13 protein-coding genes are annotated in these 15,233 nt (G+C 67.8%); 7 read left to right on the forward strand and 6 right to left on the reverse strand.

Annotated features, from left to right (window positions below; genetic code table 11):
• Positions 1–258 precede the first annotated feature (258 nt).
• Positions 259–630 carry a winged helix-turn-helix transcriptional regulator gene (locus tag ACZ5ZX_RS13665; RefSeq protein WP_465502319.1) on the reverse strand — a complete coding sequence of 124 codons (372 nt, stop codon included), beginning with the start codon at positions 628–630 and terminating at the stop codon, positions 259–261.
• 125 nt (positions 631–755) lie between these two features.
• Between ACZ5ZX_RS13665 and ACZ5ZX_RS13670 the strand changes: the two genes are divergently transcribed.
• From ACZ5ZX_RS13670 to ACZ5ZX_RS13700, 7 genes are all read left to right on the forward strand, one after another.
• Positions 756–1,739, forward strand: a complete 984-nt coding sequence (locus ACZ5ZX_RS13670) for a zinc-dependent alcohol dehydrogenase family protein (RefSeq protein WP_465502320.1) — start codon at positions 756–758, stop codon at positions 1,737–1,739.
• Between the two features lie 104 nt (positions 1,740–1,843).
• Positions 1,844–4,816, forward strand: coding sequence for a patatin-like protein (locus ACZ5ZX_RS13675; protein ID WP_465502321.1), 2,973 nt, complete (start codon positions 1,844–1,846; stop codon positions 4,814–4,816).
• Between the two features lie 223 nt (positions 4,817–5,039).
• Positions 5,040–5,531, forward strand: coding sequence for a diaminobutyrate acetyltransferase (gene ectA, locus ACZ5ZX_RS13680; RefSeq protein ID WP_465502322.1), 492 nt, complete (start codon positions 5,040–5,042; stop codon positions 5,529–5,531).
• Between the two features lie 38 nt (positions 5,532–5,569).
• The gene (ectB, locus tag ACZ5ZX_RS13685) at positions 5,570–6,820 is read left to right on the forward strand and encodes a diaminobutyrate--2-oxoglutarate transaminase (protein WP_465502323.1); all 1,251 of its coding nucleotides are present in this window, start codon (positions 5,570–5,572) and stop codon (positions 6,818–6,820) included.
• Positions 6,821–6,854: 34 nt separating this feature from the next.
• Positions 6,855–7,244, forward strand: coding sequence for an ectoine synthase (locus tag ACZ5ZX_RS13690; RefSeq protein WP_465502324.1), 390 nt, complete (start codon positions 6,855–6,857; stop codon positions 7,242–7,244).
• A gap of 23 nt (positions 7,245–7,267) precedes the next feature.
• A complete protein-coding gene (thpD, locus tag ACZ5ZX_RS13695; protein ID WP_465502325.1) occupies positions 7,268–8,167 on the forward strand; it encodes an ectoine hydroxylase in 900 nt (299 codons plus the stop codon).
• 392 nt (positions 8,168–8,559) lie between these two features.
• Positions 8,560–11,355 carry an AfsR/SARP family transcriptional regulator gene (locus ACZ5ZX_RS13700; RefSeq protein ID WP_465502326.1) on the forward strand — a complete coding sequence of 932 codons (2,796 nt, stop codon included), beginning with the start codon at positions 8,560–8,562 and terminating at the stop codon, positions 11,353–11,355.
• A 210-nt stretch (positions 11,356–11,565) separates the two neighbouring features.
• On the opposite strand, the gene ACZ5ZX_RS13705 is transcribed toward ACZ5ZX_RS13700, so the two are convergent.
• The 5 genes from ACZ5ZX_RS13705 to ACZ5ZX_RS13725 form a co-directional block, all read right to left on the reverse strand.
• On the reverse strand, positions 11,566–12,216 hold the full coding sequence (locus tag ACZ5ZX_RS13705; protein ID WP_465502327.1) for a DUF4190 domain-containing protein: 651 nt from the start codon (positions 12,214–12,216) through the stop codon (positions 11,566–11,568).
• 161 nt (positions 12,217–12,377) lie between these two features.
• Entirely contained in the window at positions 12,378–13,262 is an 885-nt protein-coding gene (locus ACZ5ZX_RS13710; protein WP_143104888.1) for a hypothetical protein, read from the reverse strand.
• Positions 13,259–13,735, reverse strand: a complete 477-nt coding sequence (locus tag ACZ5ZX_RS13715; RefSeq protein WP_061985089.1) for a DUF6932 family protein — start codon at positions 13,733–13,735, stop codon at positions 13,259–13,261. The genes ACZ5ZX_RS13710 and ACZ5ZX_RS13715 overlap by 4 nt, the downstream gene beginning before the upstream one ends.
• Before the next feature lie 92 nt (positions 13,736–13,827).
• Positions 13,828–14,271, reverse strand: coding sequence for a hypothetical protein (locus ACZ5ZX_RS13720; RefSeq protein WP_465502328.1), 444 nt, complete (start codon positions 14,269–14,271; stop codon positions 13,828–13,830).
• Between the two features lie 6 nt (positions 14,272–14,277).
• Positions 14,278–15,006, reverse strand: a complete 729-nt coding sequence (locus ACZ5ZX_RS13725) for an OmpA family protein (RefSeq protein WP_465502329.1) — start codon at positions 15,004–15,006, stop codon at positions 14,278–14,280.
• Positions 15,007–15,233 lie beyond the last annotated feature (227 nt).

The following is a 15,233-nucleotide window of genomic DNA, read 5'->3' on the forward strand; positions in this document are numbered from 1 at the left end:
ACCCCAACAATACCCGTGTTCGAACAGGTGTGCTATCGCATATTCAGACTATAAGGAAGCAAGCAGCGGCCGAGAAAACTGCGCAGAGCGGCAACTTACAAGACGCGTAGGGCGCGTAGGCGCCTTCGCGACTGGGAAAGATTGTGAAGGTCGAGTTCGCCCGGCTGAGGTGCGTGAAGCCTCCTCGCACCGGCCCTTCCCAGTCTCAAGACGTCCTCCCGGCGCGGTAATGCATTGAGAGGACGAAATGCGTGGGGCTTACGAGGCCTTAGTGGCGTCGTAGGCCCGCCGCGCCTCGCCCACGATCGCCCGGTGCTTGGCCGCCCACGCCGAGAGCGCGTGCAGTGGCGCGTCGAGTTCGGCGGCGTGCGGCGTGATGTCGTACTCGACGCGCGGGGGGACCTCCGCGTAGACGGTGCGCGTCACCAATCCGTTGCGTTCCAGGTTCCGCAACGTCAGCGCGAGCATCCGGCGGCTGATCCCCTCGATGCCGTGTTCGAGTTCGCTGAATCGCCGCGGGCCGTCGGTGAGCCGGACGAGGATCTGCATCGTCCACTTGTCGCCGACGAGTCCGAGCACCTCGCGCAGCGAGCAGGGCTCCTCGCCGGAAAAATCTTCGACTTCGCTCATCGCGCTGACCTCGTTCGTAACAGGCTTGTTCCGTCGTCACACAAAAGTGCCGTCTTCCAGCGGGTTCGATCGTGACAGACGATGTCCCCCGTTACAAGTCGTAACGAACTCTCCAAGGGGATGACATGAGCAAGGCAGTACGTTTCCGCGCCGAGGGCGGGCCCGAGGTGCTGGAGGTCGTGGACGTCGAGATCGGCGAGCCGGGACCTGGCGAAGTGCGGATCTCCATCGAGGCGATCGGCCTGAACCGCGCCGAAGCGATGTTCCGCGGCGGCTACTACTTCGAGCGCGCCGAGAAGTTCCCGGCGGGCCTCGGCTACTCGTCCTCCGGGGTCGTGGACGCGGTCGGCCCGGACGTGACCGGCTTCGAACCGGGTGACCGGGTCACCACGATCGCCGGCTTCTCCCAGAAGGAGTACGGCGTCTACGGCGAGCAGGCGATCGTCCCGGCCGCCGCCACGCTGCACCGGCCGGAGGGGCTCGGCGCGGTGGACGCCGTCGCGATGTGGGGGTCGCTGCTCACCGGCTACGGCGCGATCATCGACGAAGGCAAGGTCCGCGCCGGCGACACCGTGCTGATCACGGCGGCCTCCAGCGGGACGGCCCTGGCGGCGATCGAGGTCGCGAACCACATCGGCGCCACCACGATCGCGACCACCCGCACACCCGCCAAGAAGGAACGGCTGCTGAAAGCCGGTGCGGCGCACGTGATCGTCACGACCGAAGAGGACATCGTCGAACGTACGAAGGCCTACACCGGCGGCCGCGGTGCCGAACTGGTCTTCGACGCGATCGCGGGTGAAGGGGTGCGCAAGCTTTCCGAAGCCACCGCGGAAGGAGGGGCGATCGTCGTCTACGGCGCACTCGACACCAAGGAGACGCCGTTCCCGCTGTGGTTCGCGCCGACCATGCGGATGTTCAACGCCTTCGGCATCACCTTGAACCCCGAACGACTTCGCCGCGCCGACGCCTTCGTGCGCGCCGGTGTCCGGGCGGGTTCGTTCCAGTCCCGGGTCGATCGCACGTTCCGGCTCGACGACGTCGTGGAGGCGCACCGGTACCTGGAGTCGAACCGGCAGTTCGGCAAGATCGTCCTCACCGTCGATTGACGCGCTGCCCTTATGGGCGAACGAATTTCGGCACCAACGGCGGTACACCGGCTCGTCCGTCCGGTCTAGAGTGCCCCCTGCACAAAGCCTTGGGGAGGGCGCATATGGCCGACGCGGGGAGTCCGTGGCCGCAGGAGATCCGGCTGGCGATGACCATGGTGGGCGGGGCGAGCCTCGCGGTCTGGATGGGCGGGGTCGCCACCGAGACCTCGCATCTGCTGCGGGCGTCGAGAACGCCGGAATCGACGAGTCCGTACCGGACGCTGCTCGATCTGCTCAACGCCACCGTTTCGCTCGACGTGCTCACCGGCACGAGTGCCGGCGGCATCAACGCGGCGTGCCTCGGGCTGGCCGAGGCGTTCCGGTCGAGTCCGGAGGTGTTGCGTGACACGTGGATCAGCACGGGATCGCTCGACAACCTGATCCGCGATCCCGGCGAGAAGGAGCCGCGGTCGTTGCTGAACGGCGATCGCGTGCTCCTGGGGGATCTCAAGGAAGCGCTGCACCGGATCACCGACAAGGCGACGGTGAAACCCGACTGCCCCGACATCACCGTGCTGCTCACCGGCACGATGATCGACGGCGAGACGACCAGGTTCGACGACGCGCTGGGAAACCTTGTGCGGGACACCGAACATCGCCTGCTCTTCCGGTTCGATGGTCCTTTATGGACGGACGACGTCGTTGGCCCGCTCGCGCTCGCGGCGCGTTCCACCGCCTCGTTTCCCGGCGCGTTCGAACTCGCCCGGATGCCGATCGGCGAGAAGACCGGCCCGCTGCATCCGGACATGAGCCGCTACACCGACGTCACGCGGTCGCATTGGCTGACCGACGGCGGTGTGCTGCTGAACAAACCGTTGCGTCCGGCGTTGCGGGAGATCTTCGAACGGCAGTCGCATTCGGACGTCCGGCGGCTGCTGCTCTACGTGGTGCCGACGGCGGAACGCGAAGCCGAACGTGTCGAGGTCGATCCGGAACGGCCGCCACTGCTGGGCAGTGCGATGAGCAAGGTCGTCGGCACCGTGCTGAGCCAGACGATCAGCGCCGAGCTCGAAGACCTGACCAGGCACAACGACGCCGTCGTCCGGACCAGGGGGACCCGCGTTTCCCTTGCCTCGATGGGGGTTCGGGGCGGCCCCGAGAAGCTGGTCGACCCGCGGCTGATGAACGACTACCGCGACCGGCGGGTCCAGGAGGACGCCACCGCGCTGGTCCGGGAGGCGACCCGCAGGCTTTCACTGTCCGATGTGGAGGATCCGGCCCGGCAGTGGGCGTCCGGGATGGCGGCGCAGCTGCGCGCGGCCGCGGCGTCGGGATTGCGCGACGGCCTGCCGGCCGAACCGCCGAAGGACACTTGCGAACTGGAGGATCTGGTCGCCTTCCGTACCACCGCGCTGGATGATTCGGTGGCCACCGGTATCCAGCTGGTGAACGCGGGTTTCCGGCTCGATCCCACGCCGGATCAGGCGCTGCAGCTCAACCGCTGCCGGGTGCTGCTGCACGAGGCACGCCACCGCGCCGCGCGGGGCATGCGCCTCGCGAGCTGGGTCGCCGATCAGGAGCCGCCATCGGCCGACGTCACGTTGGCCGCCTGGATCGAGGGACTCGCCAAGGAATGGGCCGCACTCGGCCGTTCGGACACGCTGAAGGAGGCATGGCCGATGGTGGTCGCCGCGCTCCGGCAGGCGACGCCGATCCTTTTGCCGCTGGCCGAAGCGAAACCGGATACCGAGGCCGCCGACACGGTCGGCACGCTGCTGGCGTGGACCGGGCTCACCTCGGACGACAAGAGTGCCGGGGATCCGATCGTCACCTCCCGCCTGGTGCGGCTGCACATCGCGACCCGTGGGCTGCTCGCGCAGGCCCCGTCGGTCGACCAACGCGTCGATCTCGTCCAGGTGAGCGCGGATTCACGGACGCTCATGGACATGAAACGGCGCCGCTCCTGGGACAAGCTCACCGGGATGCAGGCCGACTACTTCGGCGCGTTCTACAAGGCGTCGTGGCGGGCCAACGACTGGATGTGGGGCCGTGTCGACGGCGCGGGCTGGCTGATCCAGTGCCTGCTCGATCCGAAACGCCTGCGGCTGCTGCGCGACGTCGTCGGGCCGGAGGCCTTCCGTGCCCAGGTGCGGGACGCGTTCCGGAAGATCGGCTGGCGGCAGCCGGGTACCGAGGACGGGCTGTCCCAGGAGGAAGCGGAAGTCTTGCGCGCGCAACTGGCCGCCGAACTCGCTTTCCTCGGCCTCGACGGCGAACTCGGTGACGTGCAAGGGGAAACCACCTTGCCGATCAGCATGCCCGTGACGGCGATGGTGCTCGCCAGGGCGCGGCAGCTGGAAATCGCGCGCGAAGAACTGCCCTGCGTCGGCCTCCACTGTGGACACGACGCGAAAACGGCCAAGGGCAACGGGAAGCCGTCGGAACGGTTCCGGCGACTGATCGAAAACGAACCGGAGACCGACGAGCAGACGCAGCGCGCGTTCCAGGCGTGTCAGGTCTCGGCCGAGCGGTTCGAGCACGAACGCGGGACGATGCTGCTGACGAAGACGCTGGTCAAGGCGGGTGCCGCCGGGATCAACGCGGCGGCGGGGGCGACGAGGGTGCCGAAATCGGTCCAGCCCGCCGCGACCTTCGCACAGGCCGCCGGACGCAGCGCCTGGTGGATCACGCGCGGCGCTGCCACCCTGCCGTCCCCGTGGAACGTGCTGGCCGCGCTGATCACCGTGCTGGCCGGATTCGTCATCGGCGGACAGGGCGGCCCGGTGCTGCAGTGGGTCGGGGTCCCGGTTGCCGCGGGCGCCATCGTGTTCCTGGTGGTCAGCCTGATGACGCTGCGCAAGACGTGGCGGATGGTGCTCACGGTGCTGGGTGTGCTGGCGGGAGCCGCGTTGCTGTTCGCCGCGTTCCTGCCGCCGGTCCGCGACCCGCTCTTCGGCTGGCTCGGCGACGTCGTCGCGGGCTGGCGGCGAGGTGAGGCGCCGGTCTGGTGGCTGGTCGTCTGCCTGCTGCTCCTGCTGCCCGCCGTTTGGACGCCGCTCGGTTCGATCGCCGGTCGCAGACGGCGGCGTAAATAGCGTATTCGGGCGGCGAATCGCGCCCTGACCCTGCGACGACGTGGTAACGGTTGGTATCGTCACGTGCAGTGAGACCGCATCGAAGCGGCCTTACCCACAAGTGCTGCGCTTCAAACGTTACCGTTACCTTTGTCACGTGTGTTTCGGGGTTGTTGCAGGTAGCCGCGCTGCCGCTCACCGCTTGATCTGACCGCGCCCGAATCCTCCGGTACGTTTCTTGGACATGTCCGGAAAGCACTTGATCGAATCCCCGACCAAGGCCGACGGTGCCGAGCTCTGGAGAATCGCCCGCGATTCGAAGAAGCTCGATCTCAACTCGTCGTACGCCTATTTGCTGTGGTGTCATGATTTCGCGGACACCTCGGTGGTCGCCAAGGTCGACGGGAGCCCGGTCGGCTTCGTACTCGGCTATCGGAAGCAGGACACCGGCTTCGTCTGGCAGGTCGCTGTCGACGCGTCTCAGCGCGGAAAAGGGCTGGCCGGGGCACTGCTCGACGAGCTGTTCAGCCGTCTGGTCGCCCAGGGCGTGCGGTACCTCGAGACCACGATCACTCCGGACAACGAGGCTTCGATCCGGTTGTTCGCCTCGTTCGCCAAGCGCTGGAACGCCACCTTGGAACGCCGGGATCTGTTCTCCGCGAACGATTTCCCGGCCGAGGACGGAACGCATGAGCAAGAGGATCTGTATCGAATCGGTCCGCTCAGCAGTCACTAGGACGTAAAACCGGGGATCCCAGGGAGAAAGAAAACGTGATGAGCATTTTCGAGGAACTCGAATCCGAAGTACGCAGTTACAGCCGTGGCTGGCCCGTGGTGTTCGACAGGGCACAGGGGAGCTACCTGTACGACGAAGACGGCAAGGCCTACCTCGACTTCTTCGCCGGGGCCGGCGCGCTGAACTACGGGCACAACAACCCCGCCCTCAAGCGCGCGCTGATCGACTACATCGCCCGTGACGGCGTCACGCACGCGCTCGACATGTTCACCGTGGCCAAGCGGGACTTCCTCCAGACGTTCAAGGAGAAGATCCTCGCGCCGCGCGATCTGGACTACAAGGTCGTCTTCCCCGGCCCCGGTGGCGCGAACGCGGTCGAGGCCGCGCTGAAGCTCGCGCGCAAGGTGACCGGCAAGGAAGCCGTCATCAACTTCACCAACGCCTTCCACGGGATGACGCTGGGCGCCCTCTCGGTGACCGGTAACTCGATGAAGCGCGGCGGCGCGGGTGTCCCGCTGGTGCACGCCACCCCGATGCCGTACGACAACTACTTCGACGGCTCCATCCCGGACTTCCTCTACTTCGAGAAGCTGCTGGGCGACTCCGGCAGTGGCCTGAACGAGCCCGCCGCCGTGATCGTCGAAGGCGTGCAGGGCGAGGGCGGTATCAACGCCGCGCGCATCGAGTGGCTCAAGGCGCTGGACGACCTGTGCAAGAAGCACGGCATCCTGCTGATCCTCGACGACGTCCAGATGGGCTGCGGCCGTACCGGCCCGTTCTTCAGCTTCGAGGACGCGGGCATCAAACCCGACATCGTCTGCCTGTCGAAGTCCATCGGCGGCTACGGCATCCCGATGGCGCTGACGCTGATCCGCCCCGACCTCGACGTCTGGGAGCCGGGCGAGCACAACGGCACCTTCCGCGGCATCAGCCCGGCGTTCGTCACCGCGACCGAGGCGCTGCGCGTCTACTGGAGCGACGACGAGCTGGAGAAGTCGACCAAGGCCAAGGGTGAGCGCATCGCCTCCGCCTTCGAAGGCATCGTCGAGGCGTACCCGGACGCGAACCTGCTCGCGAAGGGCCGCGGTCTGGCCAGGGGCCTCGAGTTCGCCAACGGCGACCTCGCGGGCAAGGTCTGCGCCGCCGCCTTCGAGCGCGGGCTGCTGATGGAGACCTCCGGTCCCGACGGCGAGGTCATGAAGCTGCTGCCGCCGCTGACCCTGACCGACGACGAGCTCACGAAGGGCCTGTCGATCATCGACGAGGCCATCGCCACCGTCCTGAACTGACCGTCCTCACCAGGAAGAAAGAAGGAGTTCTCCGTTGCTTGTCAGAACACTCGACGAGGTCACCGACACCGACGCCGACATCAAGACCCCGAACTGGCGCAGCAAGCGCATCGTGCTGGCCAAGGAGGGCGTCGGCTTCTCGGTGCACGAGACCACGCTCTACGCCGGGACGGTCAACGACTTCTGGTACGCGAACCACATCGAAGCGGTCTTCATCACCTCCGGTGAAGGCGAGCTCGAAAACACCGCGACCGGCGAGGTGTTCCAGCTGAAGCCGGGCACGTTGTACCTGCTGAACGACCACGACAAGCACCAGGTCCGGCCGAAGACCGAGATCAAGTGCGTCTGCGTGTTCAACCCGCCCATCACCGGCCGTGAGGTCCACGACGAAAACGGCGTGTACCCGCTCGTAACCGAATCCTGAAATCGCTCGAGGAGGCGACCGCTTTGACGCTGACCGACACCCGAGTCGACGACAGTTACCCGACCCGCATCACGGGTAAGCCCGAACACCTGCCCCGGACGCACCCCACCGTCTGGGGGACGGAAGCCGATGGCCCCCTCGACGGGGCCACCCTCGCCAACCACGAGGCCCGCGGCTACACCGTCGTCGACCAGCTGTTGTCGCCTGGCGAGGTCCAGACGTACTGGCAGGAACTCGTCCGCATGTCGTCGGGGGACCACCGCGACGACGAGCGCGTCATCACCGAGGCCAAGACCGGTGAGGTCCGCTCCATCTTCGACGTCCACGAGACCAGCGAGCTGATCGCGGAACTCGTCCGCGACCCCCGCGTGCTCGACCGGGCCCGGCAGATCCTCGGCTCCGAGGTCTACATCCACCAGAGCCGCGTGAACTACATGCCCGGGTTCAAGGGCACCGGGTTCTACTGGCACTCGGACTTCGAGACCTGGCACGCCGAGGACGGCATGCCCGCCCCTCGCGCGGTCAGCTGCTCCATCGCGCTCACCGACAACTACCCGTTCAACGGCGGGCTGATGGTGATGCCGGGATCGCAGCGGACCTTCGTCCAATGCGCCGGGGAAACCCCCGAGGACAATTACAAGAGTTCACTGAAAGAGCAGCGGGTCGGTGTTCCCAGTGAGGAAGACATCACCAAACTCGCCGCGGAATACGGAATCGATCAATTCACCGGGCAGGCCGGTTCGGCGCTCTGGTTCGATTCGAATGTCATGCACGGTTCGGCGAACAACATCACGCCGTACCCGCGGTCGAACATCTTCGTGGTGTTCAACAGCGTCGAGAACGCGCTGCGGGAACCGTTCGCCGCGATCGAGCCGCGTCCCGCGTTCATCGCCGGCCGCGACTCGACTCCGCTGACGCGCTGACAAAACCGCAGGTAGCGAAGGCCATGACGGGGCGCCTGTAGCTCTTGGTGTGCGCCCTGTTACGTTGTCGCCACGTGAGCGGGCCAGTGGGCTTGCTCACGTAGGTGTTGTCGACGACCGAACGGGTTCTTCGCTCGGGGTGAGCCCACCCGGACGGACGTGGACGCCGATGTCCGGTGTGGGTCGCGCCCCCAGGCGGCCCAAATCGGACATCCCCCGGCTCCGTGCCCATCAGATCGGGACTGATGGGCGCGGAGCCTTTTTGATCTCGTGAGTGGTAATCACGGTTCTAACCGTCATCACCACTCACGAGGCTTTTCTGGTTGACGGCGTCTTCGCGCGGTAGGTTGGCTACTCCGGTAAGGGGAGAGATCGGGGGAGGGGGGCTTGTCATGGGCGAAAGCGGTTCCCCTGCCCGCTTCCAGCTTCTCGGTCCCGTGCGGCTTCTCGACGGCGACCGGCCGGTTCCCGTGGGCGGGCCCGGTGTCCGAGGTCTTCTCGCGCTGCTGGCTTTGAAGGTCAACAAGGTCGTCGCGCTCGACGAGATCATCGACGCGCTGTGGGGGCACGACCCGCCTGCCACCGCCCGCACGATCGTCCACGGCAACGTCTCCCACCTGCGGCGGGTGCTCCGCGACATCCAGGGCGACGATCCGCGCGGCGCCCAGATCCTCACCGCTCCGCCCGGCTACCAGCTCACCGTCGACCCCGACCGGATCGACGTCCATCGCGCCCGCTCGTTGCTGGACCGGGCGTCCACCGAGGAGCCGGAAAAGGCGTCCGAACTGCTCGCCGAGGCCCTCGCTCTGTGGCAGGGGCCCGCACTCGCCGGGGTTCCGGGTTCGGTCCGCGCGCCCGAACTGGAGGATCTGCGGCTCGCCGTCCACGGCGCCAGGGTCGACGCGGATCTCGAACTCGGCAGGCACGCGGAGCTGATCGTCGAACTCAGCCCGCTGGTCCGGGCCAAGCCGCTCGCCGAGCGCACGGCCGGACAGCTGATGCGCGCCCTGTACCACGCGGGGCGCCGCGGTGACGCGCTCGAGCTGTACCGCACGGTCTCGCGCGCGACCCTGCGCACCCTCGGCGTCGAACCGGGCGCGGACCTGCGCTGGCTGCACGAACGGGTGCTCAACGACGACCTGCCGGTCAAGGTCGTCGCGGAACCGAAGGCCGAACAGGCCGCGACGCCGGCGCAGCAGTTGCCGCCTGCCGTGCCGAATCTCGCCGGCCGCGAGGCCGACCTCGCCTGGCTCGACGAGCTCGCCGACCGCGCCGAAGCAGGCGAGACGGCCGTCGGCGTGGTCAGCGGGACCGCCGGGATCGGCAAGAGCAGCCTGGTGGTGTGGTGGGCCCATCGCGCCGCCCGCCGCTTCCCCGACGGCATCCTCTTCGCCTCGCTGCGGGGTTTCGACCCGCACCACCCGCCGCTGGAGCCCGCCGAACTGCTCACCCAGTTCCTGCTCGGGCTCGGCGTCCCGGCCGAGGGCATCCCCGATCAGGTCCACGAACGCATCGCCCTCTACCGCTCGATGATCGCCGGGCGCCGGATGCTGGTGCTTCTCGACAACGCCCGCTCCGCCGAGCAGGTGCGGCCGCTGCTGCCGCCGGGATCGCGCTCGATGACGCTGGTGACCAGCCGCTCCAGACTCGACGGGCTCGCCGTGTCCAACGCCGCCAAACTGCGCGTCCTCGGCACGCTCGCCCCCGGCGACGCCGTCCGGCTGATCGAGGAACTCGCCGGGCCGGCCGGATTCGATCTCAACCACGCGCTCGCCCGGCTCTGCGGCTATCTCCCGCTCGCGCTGCGGATCGCGGGCGCCCGGCTCGCCGCCAGCGCGCAGTGGTCCGCGCAGGACCTCGTCGACGAACTCGGCAACGAACGGACCAGACTCGCCGCGCTCGACGTCGAGGGCCCGGACGACGGGGTCCGCGCGGCCTTCGACGTTTCGTTCCGCGGGCTGCCCGCCGATGTCGCGCACACGTTCCTGCGGCTCGGCGTCGTCCAGTGCCTTTCGGCAGGCTCCCATCTGACGGCCGCGATCCGCGGGATCACCGTCGCCGAGGCGCGGCGGCATCTGCGGGTGCTCGCCGCGCACAACCTGCTCACCGAAACCGGTCGCGACGCCTTCGCCTCGCACGACCTCGTCCGCTTGTTCCTCCGTGAACTGGCGGAGAACGAACTCGACGAGGCCGACCGGGACGAGGTGCTTTCGCGATCGGTGCGGTATTACCAGGCCGTCGCCGACCGGGCCCGGCGCAGGATGCTGCGGATCGTCGACCCACTCGACTTCACCGGCGTACTCAGCGACGCGCAGATGCCGCCGATCGACACCTTCGACGAGGCGCAGGACTGGTTCGCCGCCGAATGGGGCAACCTCGTCGAGGTCCTCGAAGCCGCCGGCGCCGCCGGTCGCCATGGTGACGTGTGGCGGCTGGCGAGGGTCGCGCACACCTATCGTGCGGTGTATCCGCTGCTCGACGAATGGACGCGGCTGGTCGAGATCGGCCTCGCGGCCGCCGAGCGCTCCGGCGACGTCCTCGGCCGCTGCTGGATGCTGATCTCGCGGTGCGCCATCGCGCTCACCTTCGAACTGCCGCAGGGCTGTCTCGCCGACGCCGAACGCGCACTGGAACTCGCGAGCGCGATCGGCGACAACCGGTTGATGATCTCGGCGAACATCCACCTCGGCTCCGCGCTGACCCTGCTGGGCCGCCACGACGAGGCCATCGCGACCTTGCGGCAGGCGGTCGAGGAGACCGCCCGGACCGGCGATCTCGAACTGCGCGGGCAGGCGCTCAACAATTGCGCGGAGGCCGAAAAGCGGGCGGGGCGGTTCATCGAGGCGATCGGCCATCAGGTCGCTTCGCTGGAGATCGACCGGACACTCGGCGACGAAAGCTACGTCGTCGTCTCGTTGAACAACCTCGCCGAATTGAGCATGAAGATCGGTGAACTCGCCGCCGCCGAGCGATACGTCTGGGAGGCAGTGGACCTGACCATCAGCAGACGTTTCGTCCTCCAGGAGGGCGTGCTGCGGCTGACCCTGGGCAGGGTGCTGCGGGCCGGGTCGGATGTGGACGGTGCCCGCGAGCAATTCGCGCTCGCGCTGAAGATCCTTTCCGACGCCAATCCCAAGCTCGCCGCCATGGTCCGGATGGAAATCGCGGATCTCGGCGATGGCCGGTGAGTGATCCTTAGCGGATTCTTAGTGGCCTCGGTACTCGCGCGCGTAGGGTCCGGTTCGGCGCCGGTCGAGCCCTAGGGGAGGGGCACGCGACAGGGATCGGCGCCCGGGCGGATCCGGATTCCGGATCCGTCTGAAGAGCCGCCAGGAGCGGCTCGTGGCGGTCCGGCCGGTGGAGGTGGGGGCGATACCGGCCGGCCGCCAGGCGGCGCGTCAGCCGGCGTTCGCGGTGCAGAGCGCGATGGTCTGCCCCTTGTTCTCCGCCACCTTCCGGCCGTTGACCAGGATCGAGCAGGCGATCTGGTTGCTGACCGACGAGTTCCGGGTGTCCGCGGTGACGGTGAGCAGATAATCGCCCGAATTGAAGGACGCCGTGCCACGCCATTCGTCGGTGCTGGCAGGGGTCGTTTCGCTCCGCTGGTCGTGGAGCGAGCCGTACCGGACGGTCGCCCCGCCGGAGGCGCTCACGACGAACTCGACGCGGTTCTTGTCACCGGCGACAGCGGGGACGTGCAGTCCCGACTCACCAGTAGCGAAGAAGTTGGTGTAGACCAGTAACCCGCTCGCGGCCAGCAAACCCGCGATGGAAAGCGCGAGTCCCGCTATACCCATTCCCTTCTTGTCTGCTTCGCCCTTCTTGATTTTGATCAAACCGATCACGGAAAGAGTCACCCCGATCACGGCGAGCGGCCATGCGGCGAGCCCGGCGACCGGGACGAAGGCGACCCCGAGCGCGGCGAGGCCGACCAGGAAACCGGCGATGACCAGGCCGTTCTTGGGCTTTCGGTGCCGGGTCCCGTGCGTGGCGAACCCCGGGCCGTAGCGGGTGGCCGGTGGGTGCGGGAGTGGTGGATCGGTCGGCATACATGCCCTTTCGGAGGCTTCCGTCCGAAGACGTTAACCCATCGTTCGGGGCAATGGCCGAAATTGTTACCTGCTGGAAAAAGTCATCATTCAACGATGATCAAGCGATTATCGATATTTTCTGACGAGTATTGTGGCATCGCCGAATGTCGGAAACCCGATCACTGATCGAACAGGTTGACTTCGGGGGTGATCTCGAGCAGTTCGTGCACCGGGCGGCCGCGGCGGCCGTCGATGGTCGTGGTGCGCACGACGCGCAGCCGCGCGGTCACCGGCCGGTCCAGGTTCTCCTTGATCTCGTCGAGCAGATCCGGCGCGACCGCGCCCTGGATCGTGCCGCCCGATTCGCGTTCGAGATAGAAGATCCGGCGCCGGGTACGGACGCCGTCCAGCCTGCCGCTGACCGTCTCGTAGCCGACGGCCTCCCGCGACTCACGCAGGCTCCCGGACAGGATCCTGGCCTGCTCGGTGGTCATACTGCGGGTCAGTTCTTCACCGGCTGTCGGGGTCAGCGCCATACCGATCCCGGCGTGCTTGCTGACCGCGTTGACGATGTCGCTGACCGCGTTGCGGACGGTGTCGCGCTGCAGCAGCACCGCGTCCAGCGCGCCGTCGTCGGAACCGTTGGCTGGCAGGAAATCGCACAGTTCCTTGACCGCGCGTTCGGACAGCGACTCGAGTCCGTCGTGGATGAGCGCGTCGTCGAGCGCCGGTTCGGGGAAGCCGAAGAAGATCGCGTTGCCCGCCTGGCCGCGCTGGATCAACGGCGCCTTTTCCCGGTCCGCGGGCTGGACGATGGTCACCTCGCCCGACGGGTTCCGGATGATGTGCCCGATCTTCGCCGTCGCGTCCTGAAGCGCGCGGCTGATGTCGGAGAAGGTGTACGCGTCGAGATGCGACTCGCCGATCACGGACACGCGAAGCAGCGGCGAACGGGCCGTCCGCTCGAACTTCGCGTACGCGGCCATCGCCGACGCGCGGGCGAGGTCGTCGAGCCAGGTGCCGCCGGGGATCTCGTCGGCGATACGCCGGAATTCGTTCCTCACCAGATCACTTCCGGAATTCCCCTGCCACCTGAAGCCCATACTTCCTCCCAGATCTCCTCGTCGCCGGGGCGGCAGAGGAAGCCGTCGAGCATGCCGCCGACGGGCTGGACCTGGTCGAGGTACATGGCCGGCTGGCCGACGATGACCCCGCGCAGCGTCAGCAGCCCGTACAGCGCCGAGCGTCCGGCGTCGTCGAGCCGTTTGAGCGCGCCCCATTCGTCGGGGATCAGCACCACGTCGAGTCCCTGCGGCGCGTGCGGGGTCCTGGCGGTGAGATCGCCGCCGATCCACGCGCGGCCGGTCGGCATGATCCGCCGGGCGACACCCAGATAACTGTTCAGCGCGCTGAACAGGATTTCGCGGTCGTTCTGATGCGGTGCGTCGAAGACCAGCCGCTCATAGACATCGGCGAGATCGGCCGGATGGCGGCCCGGAGGCAGCAGGTTGTGCGGCGTCCAATAGGGGAGCGCCAAATCGGAGCCTCCTTCGTGTGCCGGGGCTCCCGATCGACGAAATGTACCCGGCGTCACGCTCACAGTGCGTAGCCGAATTTACCAGGCGGGTGTCAGCCGCCCTGCCCCGGCCGGTACTCGGGGGTGCGGCCGCCGGGCGGCCAGTCCTCGTCACTGGGCCAGACCGGCTCGGGTTCGTGGCCGTGGCCGCCGTTCCGGCCTGCCGGTTCCGGCTCCTCCGGGTGGTAGACCTGAGCCGGGCGCACCGGTTCCGGGGTGAGCTGGCCCTCGCGGTGGCCTTCCGTCTCCTGGTCGTACGGCTCGTCGTCGTCATGGATCCGCGCGGGCGGGATGAACTGCGTCTGCTCGGCCGCCAGCGGGACGGGCACGGGGTCAGGTTCGGCGTAGGCCGGAGTGGGCCGTTCCGGCTCGGCGGCCGCCGTCGCGGGAGCCGTGTGCTCTCGCCGGTCGCCACGCGTCATCAGCCAGGTGACGCCGCAGCCGAGGGCGAAGGAGATGAGCAGCCAGAGCCAGATCTGCCCGAATAGCCAGAGCATCAGCCATCACCTCTGTGTCCGCTGTTCGACCGTGATGTCGACGCGGCGGCCCTCGCCACTCGCACCGTCGGAGTTCTTGCGTTCGGTGGAGTAGGCCTGATCGCGTTTGACCCCGTTGCGCTCCAGCAGCCGTTCCACCGTCTTCGCCCGGTTCAGGGACAGCTTCTTGTCCGAACCGGTCGCCACCTGTCCGGTGATCCGGAACCGCAGTTCGCGCGGAGCGTCCGTGAGCAGCTTCGCGATCTCCAGCGCGCCGCGCTCGCCGTCCACGGTCAGTTCGGTGGTGTCGGGTTCGAACGTGATCGGCGTGGCCGTCAGCAGGCGGTCGATCTCGGCCTGGAAACCGGCCTTGTCGGTCGGCTTGACCGACGTCGTGGCCGGGCTGGGCGGTGAGCTCGGCGGCGAGGGCGGCGGGCTCGACGGCTCACCGCTCGTCGTCACCGGACCGGGCGGGGCCGTGTCGCCGGAGATCTCGACCGTGCGGACCCCGTCGATCCGCTGGATGGCGTCCATCGCCTGCGCGGCCTTGTCCGGCGGGAAGCCGCTGAGGTTCGCGTCGCGACCGGAGAAGCTCACCTGACCGCCGGAGACACCGACGTCGGCGAGCGCGTTCTTCGCGCGCGCGGACAGTTCGGCCTCGATGTCGTCCGAGGTCGACCAGACGGAGATCGCCGTCAAGGCGAGCGTGACCAGCAGCGCTGTAGGCAGCAAGCGGCTCCAGCGTGTACCGGGCATGAAGGGACTGTAAGCCGCGCCCCGCCGGTTGGCGAACCGGCTTTCGGCCCAGCTGCACCGGGCGGTCAGTACATGACCCTTGTGGGTGACACGGCGGGCGCGTGCCGGTGCCGCGTGGGTCGGGTTGGTCGTGAGTGGCGATTCGGGGTTTTAAACCACAAGCCACAAACAAACAACCGGAAACAACCCGGGGAGCAAACCGGGTGGGGGTTAGTACGCACGGCCGG

Source organism: Amycolatopsis sp. NPDC033938 (assembly GCF_055575975.1).

Coding starts and splice junctions, on each gene's coding strand:
- ACZ5ZX_RS13665 (WP_465502319.1), bottom strand. CDS start 630: ATGAGCGAAGTCGAAGATTTTTCCGGCGAGGAGCCCTGCTCGCTGCGC.
- ACZ5ZX_RS13670 (WP_465502320.1), top strand. CDS start 756: ATGAGCAAGGCAGTACGTTTCCGCGCCGAGGGCGGGCCCGAGGTGCTG.
- ACZ5ZX_RS13675 (WP_465502321.1), top strand. CDS start 1,844: ATGGCCGACGCGGGGAGTCCGTGGCCGCAGGAGATCCGGCTGGCGATG.
- ectA (WP_465502322.1), top strand. CDS start 5,040: ATGTCCGGAAAGCACTTGATCGAATCCCCGACCAAGGCCGACGGTGCC.
- ectB (WP_465502323.1), top strand. CDS start 5,570: ATGAGCATTTTCGAGGAACTCGAATCCGAAGTACGCAGTTACAGCCGT.
- ACZ5ZX_RS13700 (WP_465502326.1), top strand. CDS start 8,560: ATGGGCGAAAGCGGTTCCCCTGCCCGCTTCCAGCTTCTCGGTCCCGTG.
- ACZ5ZX_RS13705 (WP_465502327.1), bottom strand. CDS start 12,216: ATGCCGACCGATCCACCACTCCCGCACCCACCGGCCACCCGCTACGGC.
- ACZ5ZX_RS13720 (WP_465502328.1), bottom strand. CDS start 14,271: ATGCTCTGGCTATTCGGGCAGATCTGGCTCTGGCTGCTCATCTCCTTC.
- ACZ5ZX_RS13725 (WP_465502329.1), bottom strand. CDS start 15,006: ATGCCCGGTACACGCTGGAGCCGCTTGCTGCCTACAGCGCTGCTGGTC.